The 18,305-nt window shown below is 72.0% G+C and carries 24 protein-coding genes and 1 tRNA gene; 18 read left to right on the top strand and 7 right to left on the bottom strand.

The features are described 5' to 3' along the window. Positions 1 to 2 precede the first annotated feature (2 nt). Positions 3 to 635, top strand: a complete 633-nt coding sequence (locus tag ACN9M0_RS19025; protein WP_399696300.1) for a TetR/AcrR family transcriptional regulator — start codon at positions 3 to 5, stop codon at positions 633 to 635. 78 nt (positions 636 to 713) lie between these two features. After that, positions 714 to 1,001, top strand: a complete 288-nt coding sequence (locus tag ACN9M0_RS19020) for a metal-sensitive transcriptional regulator (protein WP_366037502.1) — start codon at positions 714 to 716, stop codon at positions 999 to 1,001. Positions 1,002 to 1,060: 59 nt separating this feature from the next. On the opposite strand, the gene wrbA is transcribed toward ACN9M0_RS19020, so the two are convergent. Then, the gene (gene wrbA, locus ACN9M0_RS19015; protein WP_366037503.1) at positions 1,061 to 1,669 is read right to left on the bottom strand and encodes an NAD(P)H:quinone oxidoreductase; all 609 of its coding nucleotides are present in this window, start codon (positions 1,667 to 1,669) and stop codon (positions 1,061 to 1,063) included. A 158-nt stretch (positions 1,670 to 1,827) separates the two neighbouring features. Here wrbA and ACN9M0_RS19010 point away from each other — a divergent pair, with 158 nt between their 5' ends. From ACN9M0_RS19010 to ACN9M0_RS18995, 4 genes are all read left to right on the top strand, one after another. Next, a complete protein-coding gene (locus ACN9M0_RS19010; protein WP_399696299.1) occupies positions 1,828 to 2,466 on the top strand; it encodes a TetR/AcrR family transcriptional regulator in 639 nt (212 codons plus the stop codon). Between the two features lie 201 nt (positions 2,467 to 2,667). Beyond that, positions 2,668 to 3,237, top strand: coding sequence for an RBBP9/YdeN family alpha/beta hydrolase (locus ACN9M0_RS19005; RefSeq protein WP_426403935.1), 570 nt, complete (start codon positions 2,668 to 2,670; stop codon positions 3,235 to 3,237). A gap of 54 nt (positions 3,238 to 3,291) precedes the next feature. Further along, positions 3,292 to 4,245, top strand: coding sequence for a prolyl aminopeptidase (pip, locus tag ACN9M0_RS19000; protein ID WP_366037506.1), 954 nt, complete (start codon positions 3,292 to 3,294; stop codon positions 4,243 to 4,245). A 148-nt stretch (positions 4,246 to 4,393) separates the two neighbouring features. Continuing rightward, on the top strand, positions 4,394 to 4,984 hold the full coding sequence (locus tag ACN9M0_RS18995; protein WP_366037507.1) for an HhH-GPD-type base excision DNA repair protein: 591 nt from the start codon (positions 4,394 to 4,396) through the stop codon (positions 4,982 to 4,984). Positions 4,985 to 5,199: 215 nt separating this feature from the next. Here ACN9M0_RS18995 and ACN9M0_RS18990 read toward each other — a convergent pair whose 3' ends face one another. Continuing rightward, positions 5,200 to 6,867, bottom strand: a complete 1,668-nt coding sequence (locus ACN9M0_RS18990) for a helicase HerA-like domain-containing protein (RefSeq protein ID WP_426403934.1) — start codon at positions 6,865 to 6,867, stop codon at positions 5,200 to 5,202. A 97-nt stretch (positions 6,868 to 6,964) separates the two neighbouring features. Here ACN9M0_RS18990 and ACN9M0_RS18985 point away from each other — a divergent pair, with 97 nt between their 5' ends. Then, positions 6,965 to 7,261, top strand: coding sequence for a type II toxin-antitoxin system VapB family antitoxin (locus ACN9M0_RS18985; protein WP_030209440.1), 297 nt, complete (start codon positions 6,965 to 6,967; stop codon positions 7,259 to 7,261). Between the two features lie 112 nt (positions 7,262 to 7,373). Further along, positions 7,374 to 8,000: a LytR C-terminal domain-containing protein gene (locus ACN9M0_RS18980; RefSeq protein WP_366037508.1), complete on the top strand. Its 627-nt coding sequence runs from the start codon at positions 7,374 to 7,376 to the stop codon at positions 7,998 to 8,000. A 159-nt stretch (positions 8,001 to 8,159) separates the two neighbouring features. Here ACN9M0_RS18980 and upp read toward each other — a convergent pair whose 3' ends face one another. Beyond that, positions 8,160 to 8,795 carry a uracil phosphoribosyltransferase gene (upp, locus tag ACN9M0_RS18975; RefSeq protein ID WP_015034991.1) on the bottom strand — a complete coding sequence of 212 codons (636 nt, stop codon included), beginning with the start codon at positions 8,793 to 8,795 and terminating at the stop codon, positions 8,160 to 8,162. Positions 8,796 to 8,887: 92 nt separating this feature from the next. Here upp and ACN9M0_RS18970 point away from each other — a divergent pair, with 92 nt between their 5' ends. From ACN9M0_RS18970 to ACN9M0_RS18930, 9 genes are all read left to right on the top strand, one after another. Continuing rightward, positions 8,888 to 9,097: a hypothetical protein gene (locus ACN9M0_RS18970; RefSeq protein ID WP_366037509.1), complete on the top strand. Its 210-nt coding sequence runs from the start codon at positions 8,888 to 8,890 to the stop codon at positions 9,095 to 9,097. 217 nt (positions 9,098 to 9,314) lie between these two features. Beyond that, complete coding sequence (locus ACN9M0_RS18965; protein ID WP_366037510.1) at positions 9,315 to 9,851, top strand: hypothetical protein; 537 nt, start codon at positions 9,315 to 9,317, stop codon at positions 9,849 to 9,851. Positions 9,852 to 9,994: 143 nt separating this feature from the next. Then, positions 9,995 to 10,423: a tRNA adenosine(34) deaminase TadA gene (gene tadA, locus ACN9M0_RS18960; protein ID WP_399696295.1), complete on the top strand. Its 429-nt coding sequence runs from the start codon at positions 9,995 to 9,997 to the stop codon at positions 10,421 to 10,423. 67 nt (positions 10,424 to 10,490) lie between these two features. Beyond that, positions 10,491 to 10,575 (top strand) — tRNA-Ser (locus ACN9M0_RS18955). A 442-nt stretch (positions 10,576 to 11,017) separates the two neighbouring features. After that, entirely contained in the window at positions 11,018 to 11,182 is a 165-nt protein-coding gene (locus ACN9M0_RS18950) for a hypothetical protein (protein WP_352017991.1), read from the top strand. A gap of 9 nt (positions 11,183 to 11,191) precedes the next feature. Beyond that, positions 11,192 to 11,485: a Dabb family protein gene (locus ACN9M0_RS18945; protein ID WP_366037512.1), complete on the top strand. Its 294-nt coding sequence runs from the start codon at positions 11,192 to 11,194 to the stop codon at positions 11,483 to 11,485. Between the two features lie 214 nt (positions 11,486 to 11,699). Beyond that, complete coding sequence (locus ACN9M0_RS18940; protein WP_150161197.1) at positions 11,700 to 12,545, top strand: RNA polymerase sigma factor SigF; 846 nt, start codon at positions 11,700 to 11,702, stop codon at positions 12,543 to 12,545. A gap of 235 nt (positions 12,546 to 12,780) precedes the next feature. Then, on the top strand, positions 12,781 to 13,686 hold the full coding sequence (locus ACN9M0_RS18935) for an RNA polymerase sigma factor SigF (RefSeq protein ID WP_366037513.1): 906 nt from the start codon (positions 12,781 to 12,783) through the stop codon (positions 13,684 to 13,686). A gap of 50 nt (positions 13,687 to 13,736) precedes the next feature. Beyond that, entirely contained in the window at positions 13,737 to 14,576 is an 840-nt protein-coding gene (locus ACN9M0_RS18930; RefSeq protein ID WP_426403933.1) for a hypothetical protein, read from the top strand. Here the strand turns inward: ACN9M0_RS18930 and ACN9M0_RS18925 are convergent. The 3 genes from ACN9M0_RS18925 to ACN9M0_RS18915 all read right to left on the bottom strand — a co-directional run bounded on the left by ACN9M0_RS18925 (position 14,557) and on the right by ACN9M0_RS18915 (position 16,988). Beyond that, complete coding sequence (locus tag ACN9M0_RS18925; RefSeq protein WP_426403932.1) at positions 14,557 to 15,405, bottom strand: alpha/beta fold hydrolase; 849 nt, start codon at positions 15,403 to 15,405, stop codon at positions 14,557 to 14,559. The two genes, ACN9M0_RS18930 and ACN9M0_RS18925, sit on opposite strands and share 20 nt — an antisense overlap. Further along, entirely contained in the window at positions 15,402 to 15,974 is a 573-nt protein-coding gene (locus tag ACN9M0_RS18920) for a TetR/AcrR family transcriptional regulator (protein ID WP_366037516.1), read from the bottom strand. The genes ACN9M0_RS18925 and ACN9M0_RS18920 overlap by 4 nt, the downstream gene beginning before the upstream one ends. Before the next feature lie 81 nt (positions 15,975 to 16,055). Next, positions 16,056 to 16,988: an oxidoreductase gene (locus ACN9M0_RS18915; protein ID WP_366037517.1), complete on the bottom strand. Its 933-nt coding sequence runs from the start codon at positions 16,986 to 16,988 to the stop codon at positions 16,056 to 16,058. Between the two features lie 48 nt (positions 16,989 to 17,036). On the opposite strand from ACN9M0_RS18915, the gene ACN9M0_RS18910 reads away from it, so the two are divergent. Beyond that, positions 17,037 to 17,699 (top strand): TetR family transcriptional regulator, encoded by a 663-nt coding sequence (locus tag ACN9M0_RS18910; RefSeq protein WP_366037518.1) that lies wholly within the window; start codon positions 17,037 to 17,039, stop codon positions 17,697 to 17,699. 216 nt (positions 17,700 to 17,915) lie between these two features. Here the strand turns inward: ACN9M0_RS18910 and ACN9M0_RS18905 are convergent, their stop codons facing one another. Further along, entirely contained in the window at positions 17,916 to 18,149 is a 234-nt protein-coding gene (locus ACN9M0_RS18905) for a hypothetical protein (protein ID WP_366037519.1), read from the bottom strand. Positions 18,150 to 18,305: the final 156 nt, after the last annotated feature.

Here is an 18,305-nt window from a genome sequence, read left to right as displayed (position 1 = left end):
CCATGGATCCCAAGCCCGCCCCCACCGGCCCCCGCGCCGCCCGCAAGCGGCAGGCCGTCGTGCGGGCCGCCCGCGACCTCTTCCTCCGCGAGGGCTTCGGCGTCGGCATGGACGCCATCGCCGCCGAGGCGGGCGTCTCCAAGGTGACCGTCTACAACCACTTCGGCAGCAAGGAAGCCCTCTTCACCGCCGTCGTCGCCGGCGCCCTCGACGAGCCGCTGCACGGGGACACCGACGGCCCGGACCTCTCCCGGCTCGCCGACGCGGAGGACCTGCGCGCCGCCCTCACCGAGGCCGGGCACGCCTGGGCGCGGGCCGTCCGCGGCGACGAGGAGGGCCGCGCCCTGCGCAGCCTCGTCGCCACCGAGCTGCACCGCTTCCCCGAGCTGGGCCGCGCCTGGCGCGCGCACGGCCCGGCCGGCCACCACCCCGCCGTCGCGGACGCCCTGCGCACCCTCGCCGAGCGGGGCCGGCTCGCGATCCCGGACCTGGAGGTCGCCGTCCTGCAGCTGTACTCGCTGCTCGTCTTCCCGCAGATGGTCTTCGAGCAGTACGGGACGGAGCTCGCCGAGGAGCTGAGCGAGCGGCTCGTCGTCGACGGCGTGGAGATGTTCCTCCGCCGCTACACGCCCTGACAGGTGTCATCCTTGGCTTCGACGGAACCCCGCGTCGGGGAGTAAATCACCCCCTGGGGTATCTGTGGAGGAGTGACTGTGGAACTCGATCTCGCGGGCGCCGAGCTCAAGTCGGTCCTGAACCGGCTGCGCCGTGCCCAGGGCCAGATCTCCGGCGTCATCCGGATGATCGAGGAGGGGCGGGACTGCGAGGAGGTCGTCACCCAGCTGGCCGCCGCCTCCCGGGCCCTCGACCGGGCCGGGTTCGCGATCATCGCGACCGGGCTCCAGCAGTGCCTGACCGACATCGAGGGCGGGCGCAAGAACGGCGAGGACCCCGAGGCCATGCGGGCCCGCCTGGAGAAGCTCTTCCTCTCCCTGGCCTGAGAGAGATGCGGAAGTACCCCCGAGGGCGACGCCCTCGGGGGTACTTCCGCATCCGGACGTCAGTCGTCCGCCAGCCCCTTCAGGCGCTTCGCGATACGGGTCAGGCGCGCGCCCTGGTAGCGGGCGGCCGCGAGCACCTCCTCCGACGGGGCGCCGTTGGCACCCGGGTGCGCGGTGCCGTACGGGTTGCCGCCGGCCGCGTACACCGCCGGGTCGGTGAACCCGGGCGAGACGATGACCGAGCCCCAGTGGTGGAAGGTGTTGTAGAGGGCGAGCAGCGTCGACTCGTTGCCGCCGTGGACGTTGTGGGCGCTGGTGAAGGCGGTCGCGGGCTTGTCCGCCATGACGCCCCGCTGCCACAGCCCGCCCGTCGTGTCGACGTACTGCTTCAGCTGCGCGGCCACGTTCCCGAAGCGGGTCGGGGAGCCGAGCGCGTACGCGTCCGCCCACTCCAGGTCCTCCAGGGTGGCGACCTCGACGTCACCGGTGGCGTCCACGTGGGCGCGCCAGGCCGGGTTCGCGTCGATGGCGGCGTCGGGGGCGAGCTCGGGCACCCGGCGCAGGCGCACCTCGGCGCCGGTCTTCTCCGCACCCTCGGCGAGGGCCTGGGCGAGCTGGTGGACGGCTCCCGTGGCCGAGTAGTAGATGACGGCGACCTTGACGGACATGGCGGACTCTCCTCAGCCGGACTCACGAGCGAAACGGATCGCTTTCCGCTTCGCGCTCCGAGGTTAAGCGGATTGCTATCCGGTTCGCAAGGGGAACGGGTATGCTCGGCTCAGGAAGCAACCGCGGGGGAACGGGGCTCAAGGACAGGAGTCAGCAGATGAGCACGGAGAACCCGCAGGCCGGAGACAGGGCGGCGGTGCCGGTACTCAGCCTGCTCCCCACCGTCGACGCCCCCGCCCCCGAGCGCGCCGACGCGGCCCGCAACCGGCGCAGGATCCTCGACGCGGCCGCCCGGATCGTCGCCGAGGAAGGCCCCGACGCCGTCACCATGAACCAGGTCGCCCACGCCAGCGGCATCGGCGTCGGCACCGTCTACCGCCGCTTCGGCGACGTCTCCCAGCTCCTCTGGGCGCTCCTCGACGACCGCGAGCGCCAGTTCCAGGAGGCGTACATGAGCGGCCCTCCCCCGCTGGGCCCCGGCGCCCCGGCCGCCGAGCGGCTCGACGCCTTCCTCGACGCGCTCGTCGACCGGGTCGCCGCCCAGCGCGCCCTGCTGCTCGCGGCGCACTCCGCCGCACCCCGCGCCCGCTACCACAGCGGCGCCTACCGGGTGATGCACACGCACATGGCCCTGCTCATCGGACAGCTCAGGCCGGGGAGTGACAGCACGCTCCTCGCGCACCTGGCGCTCGCGCCGTTCTCCCCCGACGTGATGCACCACCTGACGGTCGAACAGGAACTGTCGGCAGGGCGACTCAAGGCCGGCGTGCGGGAGCTCCTCACCCTGCGGGCCTGAACCCGCGCGCCTGGCCCGCGGGCCTGAACCCGTGGGCCAGACCCCGTGGGCGTGAACCCGTGGGCGTGACCCCGCAGGCCTGAACCCGTGGGCCAGACCCCGCGGGCCTGAACCCGCGCGCCTGACCCCGCCCCCCGAAGACCACCGACCGCTCCGTGGACGGTGGTGGACCGGCGGCCTCCACCGTCGCAGGATCACGCCATGACCACGTACTTGATCCTCCACGGCTTCCAGAACCACCGCCCGCCCGCCCACTGGCAGCACTGGCTCGCCGGGCAGCTGCGCGAGCGCGGCCACGAGGTCCGCTACCCCCAGCTCCCCTCGCCGGACGCGCCCGAGCTCGACGCGTGGCTCGACGCCCTGGAGGAGCACGGGGAGCGCCCGGCCGAGGGCGAGTTCGTGGTCCTGGCGCACAGCCTGTCGGTGCTGCTGTGGCTGCGCGCCGGGGACCGGCGGCCGGACGCCGACCGGGTCCTCCTGGTGGCCCCGCCCTCGCCGCAGGTCACCGCCTCGATCCCGGAGATCGCCGCCTTCGCCGACGGCCTCGGCCTGACGGAGGCGGGGCTCAAGGCACGGCTCGTGTACGGGGAGGGGGACCCGTACTGCCCCGAGGGCGCCGACCTGCACTACGGCATCCCGCTCGGCCTCGACCTGGACCTCGTACCGGACGGCGAGCACCTCAACCCCGACTCGGGGTACGGGGCGTGGCCCTCGCTCCTGGAGTGGTGCGAGGACCCGGCGGTACGGGTGCGGGGGAACGTGAACCCGTGAGGGCGGAGAGAAATGCCCCGACCCGTGGCGCCCGCTCCCGGTAGCGTCGGCCGGATGCATCCCGAGACCGCACCGTACGACCAGGGCCTGCTCGACGTGGGCGACGGCAATCTCGTCCACTGGGAGGTCTCCGGCAACCCGGACGGCAAGCCCGCGCTCGTCGTGCACGGCGGGCCGGGCTCCGGCTCCTCCCCGCGCAGCCGGCGCTGGTTCGACCCGGAGGCGTACCGGCTCGTCCTCTTCGACCAGCGCGGCTGCGGACGCTCCACCCCGCACGCGAGCGACCCGGCCGCCGACATGAGCGTGAACACCACGGCGCACCTGGTGGCCGACATGGAGCGGCTGCGCGAGCACCTCGGGATCGAGCAGTGGCTGCTGTACGGCGGTTCCTGGGGCTCCACGCTGATCCTGGCGTACGCGGAGGCGTACCCCGAGCGCGTGTCGGAGATCGTGATCGCGGCCGTCACGACCACCCGCCGCTCCGAGACCGCCTGGCTGTACGAGGGCGTCGGCCGCTTCTTCCCCGAGGCCCACGAACGCTTCCGGGCGGGGGCGGAGCACGCCGTAGACCCGGTCGGGGAGTACGCGGCCCGCATGAACCACCCCGACCGGGCCGTACGCGAGAAGGCGGCGGCCGACTGGTGTGCCTGGGAGGACGCGGTCCTCTCGATGGAGGGCATGGGAACCCCGTACACCGACCGGGTCGACGACACCCGGCTCGGCTTCGTCCGGATCTGCTCGCACTACTTCGCGCACGGCGCCTTCCTCGAGGAGGGCGCGCTGATCCGCGACGCGCACCGGCTCGCCGGCATCCCCGGGGTCCTGATCCACGGCCGGCTCGACATGGGCGGGCCGCTCACCACCGCCTGGGAGCTGGCCCGTGCCTGGCCGGACGCCGAGTTGCACGTGGTCGAGAGCGCGGGGCACCTGGGCGGCGAGGAGACCGGGCGGCTGATCCTGACGGCCCTCGACCGCTTCGCGATGGGGGTCCCCCCTGCTCGGGCGTAGCCCAGAGCTTGGGGGAGGGTGAATCCGTCGGGCCGTGGGGCGCACCGCTTCGTGAAGGGGTGACTCCGTCGGACGCACCGCTTCGCGAAGGGGACCTGACGGGTGAACCCACCGGGCGGGTGCCACGCGGGCGCGTGATGATCGGTTCATGACCCCCGAGATCCACCTCGCACAGCAGCCCGAGGCCGACGCGCTCCTCGGCCGGTCGCCGCTCGCCGCGCTCGTCGGCATGCTCCTCGACCAACAGGTCCCGATGGAGTGGGCGTTCTCCGGCCCGTACACGATCGCCTCGCGGCTCGGCTCGGACGATCTCGACGCGCACGAGATCGCCGCCCGGGACCCGGAGGAGTTCGCCGGGCTGCTCTCCGCGAAGCCTGCCGTGCACCGCTACCCCGGGTCGATGGCCCACCGGATCCAGCAGCTCTGCCAGTACCTGGTCGAGGAGTACGGGGGCGACGCCGAGGCCGTCTGGGCGGACGCGGCGAACGGGAAGGAACTGCTCGCGCGGCTCCAGGCGCTGCCCGGTTTCGGCAAGCAGAAGGCGCAGATCTTCCTGGCCCTGCTCGGCAAGCAGTACGGGGTGCGGCCGAAGGGCTGGCGGGAGGCGGCCGGGCCGTACGGCGAGGAGAACTGCCACCGCTCGGCGGCCGACATCACGGGGCCGGAGTCGCTGGCGAAGGTGCGCGCGCACAAGCAGGAGATGAAGGCGGCCGCGAAAGCGGCGAAAGCTACTGGATAGTTGTTGGCGCAACCGGGAAGGACTTCTTTGAATCCTCTCCTCCCTGAGGGGAGGAGATTCCTGGCTCAGGCCGCCTTCTGGAGCAGCGCTCCAGAAGGTCCACCTACGCCCACGACATCTCCTCCCTGCGCAAGCCGGTCGTCTCCACCCCGACCACCGGTGACGCGGGCAGCGGCGGCGGCCTGCACGGCGACCACGACGAGGTGACCTCGTAGTCAGCGCCTCCGGCGGGCGGTCCCGAAGAGCGAGCGGGTGATCTCCCGGCCCAGCTGGGTTCCGATCGACCGGGCCAGGGACTTGAACATCCCACTGCCCACCACCTGTTCGGCGAGCGAGGGCTCCTCCTTCTTCTCCCGGGGAGCCCTCGTCCCCGCCTTCTCCGCCTCCTCGGCGGCCTTCTCCGCCTCCTCGGCGGCCTTCTCCGCCTCCTTCGCGGCCGCCGCGTCGAGCGCCGCCGCCTCCGCCGCCCGCTGCTCGGCGGTCAGCTTCTCGTACGCCGACTCCCGGTCCACCGCCTGCGCGTACCGCCCGTACAGCGGCGAACCCTTCACCGCCGCGTCCAGAGCCGCCGCCTCGACCGGGCCCATCAGCGACTCGGGGGCCCGCAGCCGGGTCGCCGCCACCGGCGTCGGGGCGCCCCTCTCGCTCAGTACGGTGATCACCGCCTCGCCCGTACCGAGCCCGGTCAGCACCTCCTCCAGGTCGTACGGCGAGTTCGGGAAGGTCCGCACCGTCGCCTTCAGGGCCTTCGCGTCGTCCGGGGTGAAGGCGCGCAACGCGTGCTGCACCCGGTTGCCGAGCTGCGCGAGCACGTCCGAGGGGACGTCCTTCGGGGTCTGCGTCACGAAGAACACCCCGACGCCCTTCGAGCGGATCAGCCGCACCGTCTGCGTGATCGACTCCAGGAAGGCCTTCGAGGCGCCGCTGAAGAGCAGGTGCGCCTCGTCGAAGAAGAAGACCAGCTTCGGCTTCTCCAGGTCGCCGACCTCCGGAAGGTCGTGGAAGAGGTCCGCCAGCATCCACATCAGGAAGGTCGAGAACAGCTGCGGCTTGTCCTGCACGGCCGGCAGCTCCAGGACCGACACGATCCCGCGCCCGTCCGCCGCCGTCCGCAGGAGCTCGTCCGTGTCGAACTCGGGCTCGCCGAAGAAGTCCCCCGCCCCCTGCTGCTCGAAGGCCGTGATGGACCGCAGGATCACCCCGGCCGTCACCGTCGACAGCCCGCCGATCCCCTTCAGTTCGGCCTTCCCGGTGTCCGAGACGAGGAAGGCCACCACCGCGCGCAGGTCCTTGAGGTCGATCAGCTCCAGGCCCTTGGCGTCGGCGTAGTGGAAGATCAGGCCGAGCGACTGCTCCTGCGTCTGGTTGAGCTGGAGCACCTTGGAGAGCAGCACCGGGCCGAAGCTGGTCACTGTGGCGCGGACCGGGATGCCGGGGCCGGTGCCCCCGAGCCCGTAGAACTCGCAGGGGAAGCCGCGCGCCTGCCACTCCTGGCCCACCTGCCCGGCCCGCTCCCGGACCCTCTCGCCGTCCTGGCCGGGGGTCGAGATCCCGGAGACGTCGCCCTTGATGTCGGCGAGGAAGACCGGCACGCCGTTCGCCGAGAGCTGCTCGGCGATCAGCTGGAGCGTCTTCGTCTTGCCGGTGCCGGTGGCTCCGGCCACCAGACCGTGCCGGTTGAGCACCGGCAGCGGGATGCGGATGCGCGCGTCCGGGTGACAGACGCCGTCCCAGAGCAGAGCCCCCAGTTCGAGTGCGGCTCCGTCGAAGGCGTACCCGGCGGCGATCTCGGCGGCGGGGCCGGTCGCCCCGGTCTCCTGGGCCGGGGCGACGGTGGTCTGCTGGGCCGCTCCGGCGGTCGGCGGCTGCTCACTCACGCTCACGAGGGGTCCCCGATTTCGGATTTGTCATGGTTTGCACCAGCATCCCACTGCCCTCGCGTGGCTGCGCCGGGAGCCGCTCGCCCGGTAGGCTTTCCGTGTGATCTTCAAGCGCATCGGAAACGGAAAGCCGTATCCCGACCACGGCCGGGAAAGCACCCGGCAGTGGGCGGACGTCGCCCCGCGCCCGGTCCGCCTCGACCAGCTGGTCACCACCAAGGGCCAGCTGGACCTGGAGACCCTGCTCGCCGAGGACTCCACCTTCTACGGCGACCTCTTCGCGCACGTCGTGAAGTGGCAGGGCGACCTCTACCTCGAGGACGGACTGCACCGCGCCGTCCGCGCGGCGCTCCAGCAGCGCCAGGTGCTGCACGCCCGCGTCCTGGAACTCGACTGACCCTGTCGAGGACCCGCGCGGCTGACCCTTTCGGGGTCAGTTCGCCCCCATCCGGACGCGATCACATGATCATCAAGTAGGCATCGCCGACGGGCGGCATTACGCTGCGTTCATGAGCATGCTCACTCCCCCCGGCATGGGCGGAAAGTACCGCATCACGGGGGATGTCTACCCCCGCATGCGTCGCCCCCACCGCCGGCGCAGGATCGTCCTCGCGTCCGCCGCCGCAGTGGTCGTGCTCGGCGCGGCCGGCTGGGGGACGCTGCAGCTCGTCGACGTCTTCTCCGGCGACGAGGGTACGAAGACGACGGCCGGGAAGCAGGACTGCAAACCCGCCCCCAAGGCGACCACCGCGCCCGCCGCCGCCTTCCCGAAGCCCGCGCAGATCACGGTCAACGTCTACAACGCGACCCCGCGCAGCGGGCTCGCCAAGACGACCGCGGACGAGCTCAAGAAGCGCGGCTTCAAGATCGGCAAGGTGGGGAACGCACCCACCGCCTATGACAAGAAGGTCCCGGGCGCCGGCCTGCTCCTCGGCGCGCCCACGGCCACGAAGGGCGCCATCCCGGTCCTCGGCACCCAGCTCGCGGGCGCCACGACCAAGACGGACACCCGCGGCACGGCGGACGTGGACCTGATCATCGGGACAGCCTTCAAGACGCTGTCCCCGAAGACGACGGCGGACGCGGCCCTGGTCGCCCTGACCAAGCCCGCGCCCGTGGTGAAGCCCTGCCGTTAGGCGGTTCTGTCGATTCGGCCGAGCGACGCCTTCGTTGTCCGGCCGAGCCGACACCTTCGTTGTCCGGCCGAGCCGACGCCTTCGTTGTCCGGCCGAGCCGACGCCTTCGTTGTCCGGCCGAGCCGACACCTTCGTTGTCCGGCCGAGCCGACACCTTCGTTATTCGGCGGAGCCGTACATGCGGTCGCCCGCGTCGCCCAGGCCCGGGACGATGTAGCCGTTCTCGTTGAGGCGCTCGTCGACCGAGGCCGTCACGACGGTCACCGGCGTGCCCGCGAGCTCGCGCTCCATGACCTCGACGCCCTCCGGGGCGGCGAGGAGCACGACCGCGGTCACGTCGTCGGCGCCGCGCTTGATGAGCTCCTGGATCGCCGCGACGAGCGTGCCGCCGGTCGCCAGCATCGGGTCCAGGACGTACACCTGGCGGCCCGAGAGGTCCTCCGGCATCCGCGTCGCGTAGGTCGACGCCTCCAGCGTCTCCTCGTTGCGGATCATGCCGAGGAAGCCGACCTCGGCCGTCGGCAGCAGCCGGACCATGCCGTCGAGCATGCCGAGCCCGGCGCGCAGGATCGGGACCACCAGCGGACGCGGGTACGACAGCTTCACACCGGTCGTGGGCGTGACGGGGGTCTCGATGTCGACCTGCTCGGTCCGCACGTCCCTGGTGGCCTCGTAGGCGAGCAGGGTGACCAGCTCGTCGGCGAGACGGCGGAAGGTCGCGGAGTCCGTGCGCTTGTCGCGCAGGGTGGTGAGCTTGTGGGCGACCAAGGGGTGGTCGACGACGTGGAGACGCATGACTCAACAGTAGCCCGCCGCGCACTGGCGTCGACCCACGGCGCTGGGGGAAGGTGGGGGCACAGGGACCCAGCGATGGGGTGGTGTGGCCGATGCCCGACCTGGAAGAACCGGCCGAGGATGCCGCCGAGGGGGCGGCCCGCACGCCGGCACCGGAGACCGACGCGGAGCGCCGCAGACGCCGCGCCCAGTTCCTCCGCGAGCTGAACGAGGCCAAGGCGCTGCGCGAGCGCGTGCAGCCGCGGCGCGCCCGGGCCGCCCGGATGCGCCAGGCCATGCGCATGCGCACCTTCCGCTGGTGAGGCCGTCCGTGGGGCACGGCGGCGCGAACCGGCCGTGCGCCCCCTTCGTGCGCCGGGGTCGCACGCCCGCCCGATCGCGGGGTCGTTCAGACTGATGCACGACGCAAGAGCCGAAGACCTCTCCTGACGGCGTCGTTTCTGTCACGATGCCGATTGGGCGGGGCATCAGGAGCGCGCCGCCGGAACGTCACACCTCTGATCAGTGGGAGAGAGTCAGGTGTACTTCGCCGCACTGCTCGCGCGCACCGAAGACGGGTGGGAAGCGAGCGACACGGAGCTCGACGACGTGGAGACCCTGTCGGATCTGGCCGAGCTGGCCCGTGAGGCCTCGGACGACGACACGGTGATCGTCTTCATCGAGCAGGAGGACGCGTGGTTCGGGATCGTCCGGATCGAGGGTGAGGAAGACCCTCGTATCTACGTCTCGGACGGCGCCGCCGCCGCCCGTTCCTCGTACGGGGAGATGCTCACCCGGGAGCTCCTCGGTGACGACCTGGACGACCTGGTCGACGACCTGGAGACCCTGGACCTGGACGGCACCGAGGACGGTGAGCCGCTCGACGCCGAAGCCGAGGAGGACGACGAGGCGGGCTCCGTCGCCGCCGAGGCCGTCCCGGCCGCTCCGGTGGGCGACCGGCTGATCCTGGCGGACCTCGGAATGTCGGCGGAGGACCTGCTGGCCCTCGACAGCGACGCGCTCGCGGAGATCGCGGACGCGCTGGGGGCCGCCGAGGTCCTGGAGGCCGTCCGCTAGTGGGACCCGCTGTACCTGCTCCCGAGGTTCCCGGCGTTCCCGGCGTTCCTCCCGAGCCGACGCACGGTCCCGTACGGGACTCCGCCCCGAAGCCCGTCCCGGACCCCGCCCCGGACCCCGTTCGGGATCCCTGGCGGGACGCCATGCGGCTCGCTCTCGCCGAGGCCGATGCGGCCGCGCCGGCCGGTGACGTACCGGTCGGCGCGGTCGTGCTCGGCCCCGACGGGACGGTGCTCGCCCGCGCGCACAACGAGCGGGAGGCCACCGGCGACCCCACCGCACACGCCGAGGTGCTCGCCCTGCGGCGGGCGGCCGCGGCGACCGGCGAGTGGCGGCTGACGGGCTGCACGCTGGTCGTGACCCTGGAGCCGTGCGTGATGTGCGCGGGCGCACTCGTCCAGTCGCGCGTCGAGCGGGTGGTGTTCGGGGCGCTCGACGAGAAGGCCGGCGCGACCGGTTCACTCTGGGACCTCGTGCGGGACCGGCGGCTCAACCACCGTCCCGAGGTGATCCAGGGCGTCCTCGGCGAGGAGTGCGCCGAGCAGTTGACGGCCTTCTTCCGCACCCGCTGACCCCTGCTCCGACCTGGCCTTCGATACGGATTTCATCGCAGCGCCAGTTTCGGCTAAGCTCTCTCTCGGTAGCGTGTCCGAGCGGCCGAAGGAGCTCGCCTCGAAAGCGAGTGTGGGGAAACTCACCGAGGGTTCAAATCCCTCCGCTACCGCTTCGATCGAAGGGCCCGACGCATCAGCGTCGGGCCCTTCGGCGTATCCCCCACGATGCGCGGTGACACGGGAGAGGCCCCGGTCCGCGCTCGTGGCGCGGGCCGGGGCCTCCTCCGTGGGACGGGCGCAGGACGGGCGCAGGACGGGGCTTAGGACGGGGGGAGCGGCATCGGGGGGACAAGCCGCTCCCCCCGATGAGAACCGGACCTTCAAGTCCTGCGCCGCAGTCAGGGGGAAGCTCGCGGCGCGGAACCCCGCAGTGCGGGCCGGTTCCAGGAGCCCCGCGGATTCCTGCCAGATCCGCTGGGCTCGACATCCATACTGCTCGCCCGTCACCCTTCCGGGGGATGGCGAAAGGCCTCGATCGCCGGGCCCTTGGTCCATAAAGCCTCGGTTAGAGTGGCGCGGTCGTACGGCGGGGTAACTGGGGAGGGCTGGGCAGTGGCGCAAGCGAAGAAGATCGCGCTGTACGCGGTCGTGGTCTTTGTGCTGTACACGATCGTCACCTCCCCGGCCCGGGCCGCCGACCTGGTCCAGGTAGGGTTCGAGGGCATTTCCAGCGCCGCCCAGGGAGTCGGCCAGTTCATGACCGAACTCGTCAACTAGGAGCCCTCCGTGATCCGCCATCTGGTCCTCTTCAAGCTCAACGACGGTGTCGCGCGTGACGAGCCGCGCGTGGTCGCCGGGGTCGAGGCCTTCCGTGCGCTCGGCGACCAGATCCCGGAGCTGACGTTCTGGGAGTGCGACTGGAACATCACGGACCGCCCGATCGCGTACGACTTCGCCATCAACTCGGCCGTCGAGGACAAGGACGCCCTCCAGCGCTACCTCGACCACCCCGCGCACCAGGCCGGCGTGGCCCAGTGGCGCGAGTTCGCCACCTGGGTGATCGCGGACTACGCCTTCTAAGCCTCTTCTTCACCCCGAGGCCCCCTGTCGTCGCGGCGGGGGGCCTTTTCCGTGCGTGACCTCCCCTTTTTCCGCCACCATGCCCTCAACACGGTGCTATGCGGTGCTTGCACACAGTGGACATGTCTTGTGATGCTATGACCGCTTTTGACGGATGAGTTGACCGTAGTTGACCCAGTCGACCAGCAAGACCAGCCAAAGGGGTGGCGTGAACGTGCCGGCCAGTACAGCACCTCAGGTCCCGCCCCAGCACGAGGCAGGCGGGCCGGAGGCCCCGCGTCCGCGCCCCCAGAGCACCCGCGGCGCCGACACCCGGGCGCTCACACAGGTGCTCTTCGGGCAGCTCAAGAACCTGGAGCCGGGGACCCCCGAGCACCACCGGGTGCGCGGGGCCCTCATCGAGGCCAACCTGCCGCTCGTGCGGTACGCGGCGGCCCGCTTCCGCTCCCGCAACGAGCCGATGGAGGACGTCGTCCAGGTCGGCACCATCGGCCTGATCAACGCCATCGACCGCTTCGACCCCGACCGGGGCGTGCAGTTCCCCACCTTCGCGATGCCGACCGTCGTCGGCGAGATCAAGCGGTACTTCCGCGACAACGTCAGGACCGTGCACGTGCCGCGCCGGCTGCACGAGCTCTGGGTCCAGGTGAACGGCGCCACCGAGGACCTGACGACCGCTCACGGCCGCTCCCCCACGACCGCCGAGATCGCCGAGCGGCTGCGGATCGGCGAGGACGAGGTGCTCGCCTGCATCGAGGCCGGCCGCTCGTACCACGCCACCTCCCTGGAGGCCGCGCAGGAGGGCGACGGGCTGCCAGGACTGCTCGACCGGCTCGGCTACGAGGACCCCGCCCTGGCCGGCGTCGAGCACCGCGACCTCGTCCGGCACCTGCTCGTCCAGCTGCCCGAGCGGGAGCAGCGGATCCTGATGCTGCGCTACTACAGCAACTTGACCCAGTCTCAGATCAGCCAGGAGCTCGGCGTCTCCCAGATGCATGTGTCAAGGCTCCTCGCCCGCAGCTTCGCCCGCTTGAGATCCGCAAACAGGATCGAGGCGTAACCGGAACGGGTAGACCGGTTCGGAGTAGTTCTCCTACGGCCCAAATGCCGTACACCCCTTGTTTCCTGCGGAAATGCACCCTCGTTGTGTCGACAAGTCACTACAGCGTGTTGCCGACATGTGACATTCTGCTGGAACCGAGTTTGCCGCAGCCCCGCCGCCGGTATTCAGGTGGTGGCTGCGTTCCTCAGATGGTCGCGGCCACCGCGACCGTCCGCGACCTCAAGGGGGTGGCATGTCCACAGAACTGGGCAGCTCGAAGGTGCTCACGCTCACGCCCGTTCCCGTGCCCGCGCAGACGACGGCGCCGACCGCGACCGACAGCACGGAGGCCACGCCGCCGCCGATGCCGGTCACGTCCGGAGCCCTCGACACCCGCACCCTCTCGCGCTCCCTCTTCCTGCGGCTGCGCGCCCTCGACACCGAGGGTGCCGCCACGGACAGCCCGGAGCGGACCTACGTCCGCGACACCCTCATCGAGCTCAACCTCCCGCTCGTGCGGTACGCGGCGGCCCGCTTCCGCTCCCGCAACGAGCCGATGGAGGACATCGTCCAGGTCGGCACGATCGGCCTGATCAAGGCGATCGACCGCTTCGACTGCGAACGGGGAGTGGAGTTCCCGACGTTCGCGATGCCGACCGTCGTCGGAGAGATCAAGCGCTTCTTCCGCGACACGTCGTGGTCGGTGCGCGTCCCGCGCCGGCTCCAGGAGCTGCGCCTCGCCCTCACCAAGGCCAGCGACGAGCTCGCGCAGAAGCTCGACCGCTCCCCCACCGTCCCCGAACTCGCCGCCGTGCTCGGGGTGTCGGAGGAGGACGTCGTCGACGGCCTGGCCGTCGGCAACGCGTACACCGCCTCCTCGCTCGACTCCCCCTCGCCCGAGGACGACGGCGGCGAGGGCTCGCTCGCCGACCGCCTGGGCTACGAGGACACGGCCCTCGAAGGCGTCGAGTACCGCGAGTCGCTCAAGCCGCTGCTCGCCAAACTGCCGCCCCGCGAGCGGCAGATCATCATGCTCCGCTTCTTCGCGAACATGACGCAGTCGCAGATCGGCGAGGAGGTCGGCATCTCCCAGATGCACGTCTCGCGCCTCCTCACCCGGACCCTCGCCCAGCTGCGCGAGGGCCTCATCTCCGACTGACTTCTCGAAAAACCCGCCCTCTTGACGGTCCGTCAGCCAGACTGGGACGCATGAGGCGAAGGAAGCCGGTACTCGCGGCGGTGGCGCTCTGCCTCGGTGGGGCGCTGACCGCGTGCGGCGGCGGAGGAGACGGCGAGGGGTACGCGGCGGTCGGCGCCGGCCCCTCCCCGAAGGGCGCGGTCGACCCTTCGGGCGTGGTCCGCCTGGTCCCCCTGGAGAGCCCCTCCGCGACGGGGACGACCTCCAGCACGTCGTCCCCGTCGCCCGCGGGCCCCGGCACGCCCTCCACGGGCGGCAGCGGGGCCGCTGAAGGCCTTCCCGGCGCTTCCGGGACTCCTGGGACCTCTGGGACCTCTGGAACCTCCGGGTCCTCCCGTACGGGCGCGGGTACGGGTACGGGATCCGGTGCGGGATCGGGATCCGGTGCGGGATCGGGATCCGGTACGGCTCCGACGACCGCGCCCGGTCACGGAGACACCGGCAGCGGCGGCACTCCGCCCCGTACCCCCACCGCGACGCCCGGACCCACGGCGCCCGGCACCGGCACCACCCCGCCGTCGCCCACGCCTCCCCCCGCGCCCGGGCCCGCCGTGCTCACCGTCTCCGCGCCGAGCCTCGCGGACGGCGACCAGCGCTGGTGCCAGCGGGTCACCGTGACCTTCCGCAACACCGGTGGTTCGGCCGCCACTTCGGGCACGGCCGGCTTCGCGACGCACATCATCGGGCTGCTCGGCACCGACTGGGGGACGATCGCCTCCCGTCAGCCACTGCCCGCGCCGATCGCCGCGGGGACGTCGCGGACCCAGACGTACACGGTGTGCGTGGACTCCTGGCGGGTGCCGCTCGGCATGCGGATCGACACCCGCGAGGTCACCGCCGCATGGCGCTGACCAGCACCTCCGCGAACTCCACCGGGCGCTCCACACAGCCCACGTGGCCGCCCGGGAACTCCACCGTCACGGCGCCGGTCAGCTCCGCGAGCCGCCTTGCCGGTCCGACCAGCGCCTCCTGACCCGCGGATTCCTCGCCGAGGCCCAGGACCAGCTTCCCGGCGGCGGCGCGCAGCCCGTCGACCTCGGGGGCCGAGGAGGAGAAGGGGACCAGGATGCGCTCCAGGAAGAACGGCATGTTGACCGTCATGCGGCCCGCCATCTCCTGGATGCCCGGCGGGAGTTCGGTCGGCTCGTGCCGGTCGTCGCGCTCGGCGCCGCCCAGTCCCTCGGCGAACCGGGCCGTCGCGGGGCCGACGCCCGCCGTCCTGGCCAGATCGCGCACCTCGGCGAAGAGCGCCTGGTGCGGGGCCGGTTCGGCGAGGAGCCCGAGGAGCGGCGGCTCGTGTGCGACGACCCGCCGCAGCAGCTCCGGGCGCCGGGCGAGCAGGTCGAGCGCCACGATCGCGCCGGAGCTGCTGCCGAAGACGTACGCCTCCTCGTCCGGCGCGAGCAGGTCGAGGAGCCGGGCCGCGTCCTCGCTCCACTCCCGGACCAGCTGGTCGGCGGGCGGCCCGTCGAGCGGGCTGCGGGAGAGGCCGCGCTGGTCGTAGGAGACCACGGTGTGGCCGGCGGCGGCGAGCAGGTCCGCCATCCCCTCGAAGAGCCCGGCGTCCCCGGCGCCGCCGGGGATCAGCAGCAGCACGGGGCCGCTGCCACGGGTCTCGTACCGCAGGGTGGCGCCGGGGACCTCCAGCGTTCCGACGCTCTTCTCCTTCATGACCTTCATGACGTGTTCCCCCAGTTCTCCAGGACGTGGTGGAGCGCGTCGAGCGAGCGCGCCCAGGACGCGGCGACGGGGCGGGAGTGCGCGAAGCCGCCGCTCAGTTCGATGTGGATGTAGCCGTGGAAGGCACTGCGGAGCAGGCGCCCGGCATCGGTGAGGTCGGGCTCCTGGAGGCCGTAGCCGCGCAGCATGCCGTGGGTGAGCTCGACGGCCCGCAGGAAGACGGCGGTGTCCGCGACCTCCGCCGGCTCGATCCGCTGCTGGGTCGCCGCGTACCGCCCGGGGTGCGCGAGGGCGTAGTCGCGGTAGGCGTCGGCGAAGGCGACGAGCGCCTCCCTGCCGGACCGGCCGGCCACGGCGGCGCCGATGGCGTCGTTCATCTCGCCCGAGGCGAGGAGCGCGAGCCGGACCCGCAGGTCCCGCAGGTTCCTGATGTGCGAGTAGAGGCTCGCGTCCTTGACCCCGAAGCGCCGGGCCAGGGCCGAGACGGTGACCTTGTCGAAGCCGCTCTCGTCCGCCATCTCGGCGGCGGCCCGGACCAGCCCGTCGGCGGTGATTCCCGCGCGCACCACAGGACCCTCCCTTCCTAGGAGCTCTAGGAAAGAAGCTAGCACTCCTAGGTTTGGAGGGACCAGGGAATATGCGCGCGGGAATCAGGCGCCGGGGAAGCGCACCTCGGTCAGCCCTTCCGACAGCTCCCACAGCCGGCGGCCGGTCCCGGGGTCGCCCGCCGCGTCGGAGAGGCGGACGCGGGTCGGGGCGCCGCGCAGTTCGCCCATGCCGTCCGGGCCGATGAACTCGCCGCCGTCGACGGACGGATCGGTCGCCGCGTACAGCAGGGGGAGCGCGCCCCGCTCGGGCCGCTGGGCGAGCAGCGGATTGCCGATCCGCCCGAAGAACAGCTTCGCCAGACCGGAGGTGTCCTTCATCTGGAGGCTGGTGGCGGTGTAGCCGGGATGGGCGAGCACGCTGCGGACGGGGCTCGCGGTCGCGGTCAGGCGGCGGTGGAGCTCCTGGCCGAAGACGGCGTTGGCGAACTTCGACTGGTTGTAGAAGGTCATCGGCGCGTAGCCGTGCTCGCCGCTCAGGTCGTCGGAGCGGAGGCCGCCCTGGCGGTGGTTGATCGAGCTGACGGTCACCACCCGGGGGGCGGTCCCGGCGGCGAGCAGGTCGAGCAGCAGCCCGGTGAGCGCGAAGTGCCCGAGGTGGTTGGTGGCGAACTGGAGCTCGTGGCCCTGGGGGCTGAGCGTGCGGGGCGGCGCCATCACGCCCGCGTTGTTGACGAGCACGTCGAGGCGCGGGTGCTCCACGCGCACCCGGTCGGCGAAGGCGCGCACCGAGTCGAGGTCGGCGAGGTCGAGCGGGCGGACGTCGAGGAGGCTCCGGTCGGCGCCCGCCGCCGCGAGGTCCTCCGCCGCCCGGCGGCCCTTCTCCTCGTCCCGTACGGCGAGGATCACGCGGCCGCCCCGGCGGGCGAGCTCGCGGGTGGTCGCGAGGCCGAGACCGCTGTTGGCCCCGGTGACGACGAAGACCCGCCCGGTCTGGTCCGGGATCAGGTCGGCGGTCCAGCGCTGCTTCTTGGTCATGCGGCACACGCTGCCGTTTGTGTCACCGAGTGTCAAGCATGACTATGGATGTCATGGAGGGCACCGCGTTACCATCGGGCCGTGACCACCCGCCCCGAGAGCACCCTCGCCCAGCGCAAACGCCAGCTCGTCGCGACCGAGCTCACCGAGGCCGCGCTCCAGCTGCTCGCCCTCAAGGGCTTCGACGCCGTGACCGTCGACGAGATCGCGACCACGGCCGGGGTCTCCAAGCGGACCTTCTTCCGGTACTTCGCGTCCAAGGAGGACGTGGTCGTCCAGTTCCTGGCCGGCATGGGCGCCGACATGCGCGCGGGGCTCGCCGCCCGGCCCGCCGGGGAGCGCCCGTCCGAGGCGCTGCTGCACGCCGTCTCCGTACCCCTGGCCGCCTGCGGCGACCACGCCGAGCGGGTCCTGCCGGTGGTCCGGCTGATCCTGCGGACCCCCTCCCTGCTCGCGCGCTTCCTGGAGCACCAGGCGGAGTGGCGCGAGGAGCTGGCGGAGGAGCTGGGGACCCGCCTCGGCCGCGACCCCGAGACCGACCTCTACCCCCGGCTCGCCGCGGGCATGGCGCTCGCCGCCTTCGACGCCGTACTGCGCCGGTGGAGCGCCGGCGAGGACGCCGAGGTCACCGCGGACCCGGGCGCGCTGATCGAGCAGGCCTTCGCGCTGCTCGCGCCGGCCTTGGACGGGGCGGCGCCGGCGGAGCCGTAAAGGACCGTCTGCTCTCGGAGCCGCAAAGGCCCCTCGGAGTCGTAAAGACCCCTCGGAGCCGTAAAGGCCCCTCGGAGCCGTAAAGGCCCCTCGGGGTCGTAAAGGCCCCCTCGGGGCCGTACGAGATCAGCCCTCTAGGAGCCGTGAAGGAAAAAGGTGGGCCGGTCCGCGTGATGCGGAGCCGGCCCACCCGGGCGTGTGGACGGTACGAAGCGGTCAGCCCAGCGCCAGCCAGGCGACGGCCGCCAGGACGACGATCACCGCGACGACGCCCACGATCAGGCCGACCCGCGGGCCGCCCTGCGTGGCCGCGGCCTGCGGCTGCTGCCGCTGCGGGGTGCCCTCGTCGACGAAGGCGCGGAACATCTGCGTGCTGCCGGCGGGGTCGTAGCCCTCGGGACCCTGAGGGGTCTGGCCCTGGCCGTACGGTGCTTGGGGGTTGTGTGCCATGGGCCAGGACCCTAGCGAAGTCGGGGTGGGGGGCCCAAGCCCCGGCACCGCCGATCCGGCTTTGCCGATTCTTTAGCGCCGTTTGACCGATTTAGTTTGCCTGAAGCAACCATCCATCTCTATGGTTGCCCTAAGCAACAAGATGGACGGGGGTGC

The sequence above is a fragment of the Streptomyces sp. R-07 genome, assembly GCF_049913175.1.
GTDB lineage: Bacteria > Actinomycetota > Actinomycetes > Streptomycetales > Streptomycetaceae > Streptomyces.
Note: the sequence above shows the minus strand (reverse complement) of the source record. Positions and strands in the feature narration are given on the sequence as shown.

What these genes read in the sequence shown, in the direction of transcription:
- ACN9M0_RS18905 (WP_366037519.1), bottom strand. Translation starts at nt 18,149, where the DNA reads ATGGCACACAACCCCCAAGCACCGTACGGCCAGGGCCAGACCCCTCAG.
- ACN9M0_RS19005 (WP_426403935.1), top strand. Translation starts at nt 2,668, where the DNA reads ATGACCACGTACTTGATCCTCCACGGCTTCCAGAACCACCGCCCGCCC.
- ACN9M0_RS18995 (WP_366037507.1), top strand. Translation starts at nt 4,394, where the DNA reads ATGACCCCCGAGATCCACCTCGCACAGCAGCCCGAGGCCGACGCGCTC.
- tadA (WP_399696295.1), top strand. Translation starts at nt 9,995, where the DNA reads ATGCGGCTCGCTCTCGCCGAGGCCGATGCGGCCGCGCCGGCCGGTGAC.
- pip (WP_366037506.1), top strand. Translation starts at nt 3,292, where the DNA reads ATGCATCCCGAGACCGCACCGTACGACCAGGGCCTGCTCGACGTGGGC.
- ACN9M0_RS18925 (WP_426403932.1), bottom strand. Translation starts at nt 15,405, where the DNA reads ATGAAGGTCATGAAGGAGAAGAGCGTCGGAACGCTGGAGGTCCCCGGC.
- ACN9M0_RS18935 (WP_366037513.1), top strand. Translation starts at nt 12,781, where the DNA reads ATGTCCACAGAACTGGGCAGCTCGAAGGTGCTCACGCTCACGCCCGTT.
- upp (WP_015034991.1), bottom strand. Translation starts at nt 8,795, where the DNA reads ATGCGTCTCCACGTCGTCGACCACCCCTTGGTCGCCCACAAGCTCACC.
- ACN9M0_RS18970 (WP_366037509.1), top strand. Translation starts at nt 8,888, where the DNA reads ATGCCCGACCTGGAAGAACCGGCCGAGGATGCCGCCGAGGGGGCGGCC.
- ACN9M0_RS18930 (WP_426403933.1), top strand. Translation starts at nt 13,737, where the DNA reads ATGAGGCGAAGGAAGCCGGTACTCGCGGCGGTGGCGCTCTGCCTCGGT.
- ACN9M0_RS18980 (WP_366037508.1), top strand. Translation starts at nt 7,374, where the DNA reads ATGAGCATGCTCACTCCCCCCGGCATGGGCGGAAAGTACCGCATCACG.
- wrbA (WP_366037503.1), bottom strand. Translation starts at nt 1,669, where the DNA reads ATGTCCGTCAAGGTCGCCGTCATCTACTACTCGGCCACGGGAGCCGTC.
- ACN9M0_RS19025 (WP_399696300.1), top strand. Translation starts at nt 3, where the DNA reads ATGGATCCCAAGCCCGCCCCCACCGGCCCCCGCGCCGCCCGCAAGCGG.
- ACN9M0_RS19010 (WP_399696299.1), top strand. Translation starts at nt 1,828, where the DNA reads ATGAGCACGGAGAACCCGCAGGCCGGAGACAGGGCGGCGGTGCCGGTA.
- ACN9M0_RS18915 (WP_366037517.1), bottom strand. Translation starts at nt 16,988, where the DNA reads ATGACCAAGAAGCAGCGCTGGACCGCCGACCTGATCCCGGACCAGACC.
- ACN9M0_RS18910 (WP_366037518.1), top strand. Translation starts at nt 17,037, where the DNA reads ATGTCATGGAGGGCACCGCGTTACCATCGGGCCGTGACCACCCGCCCC.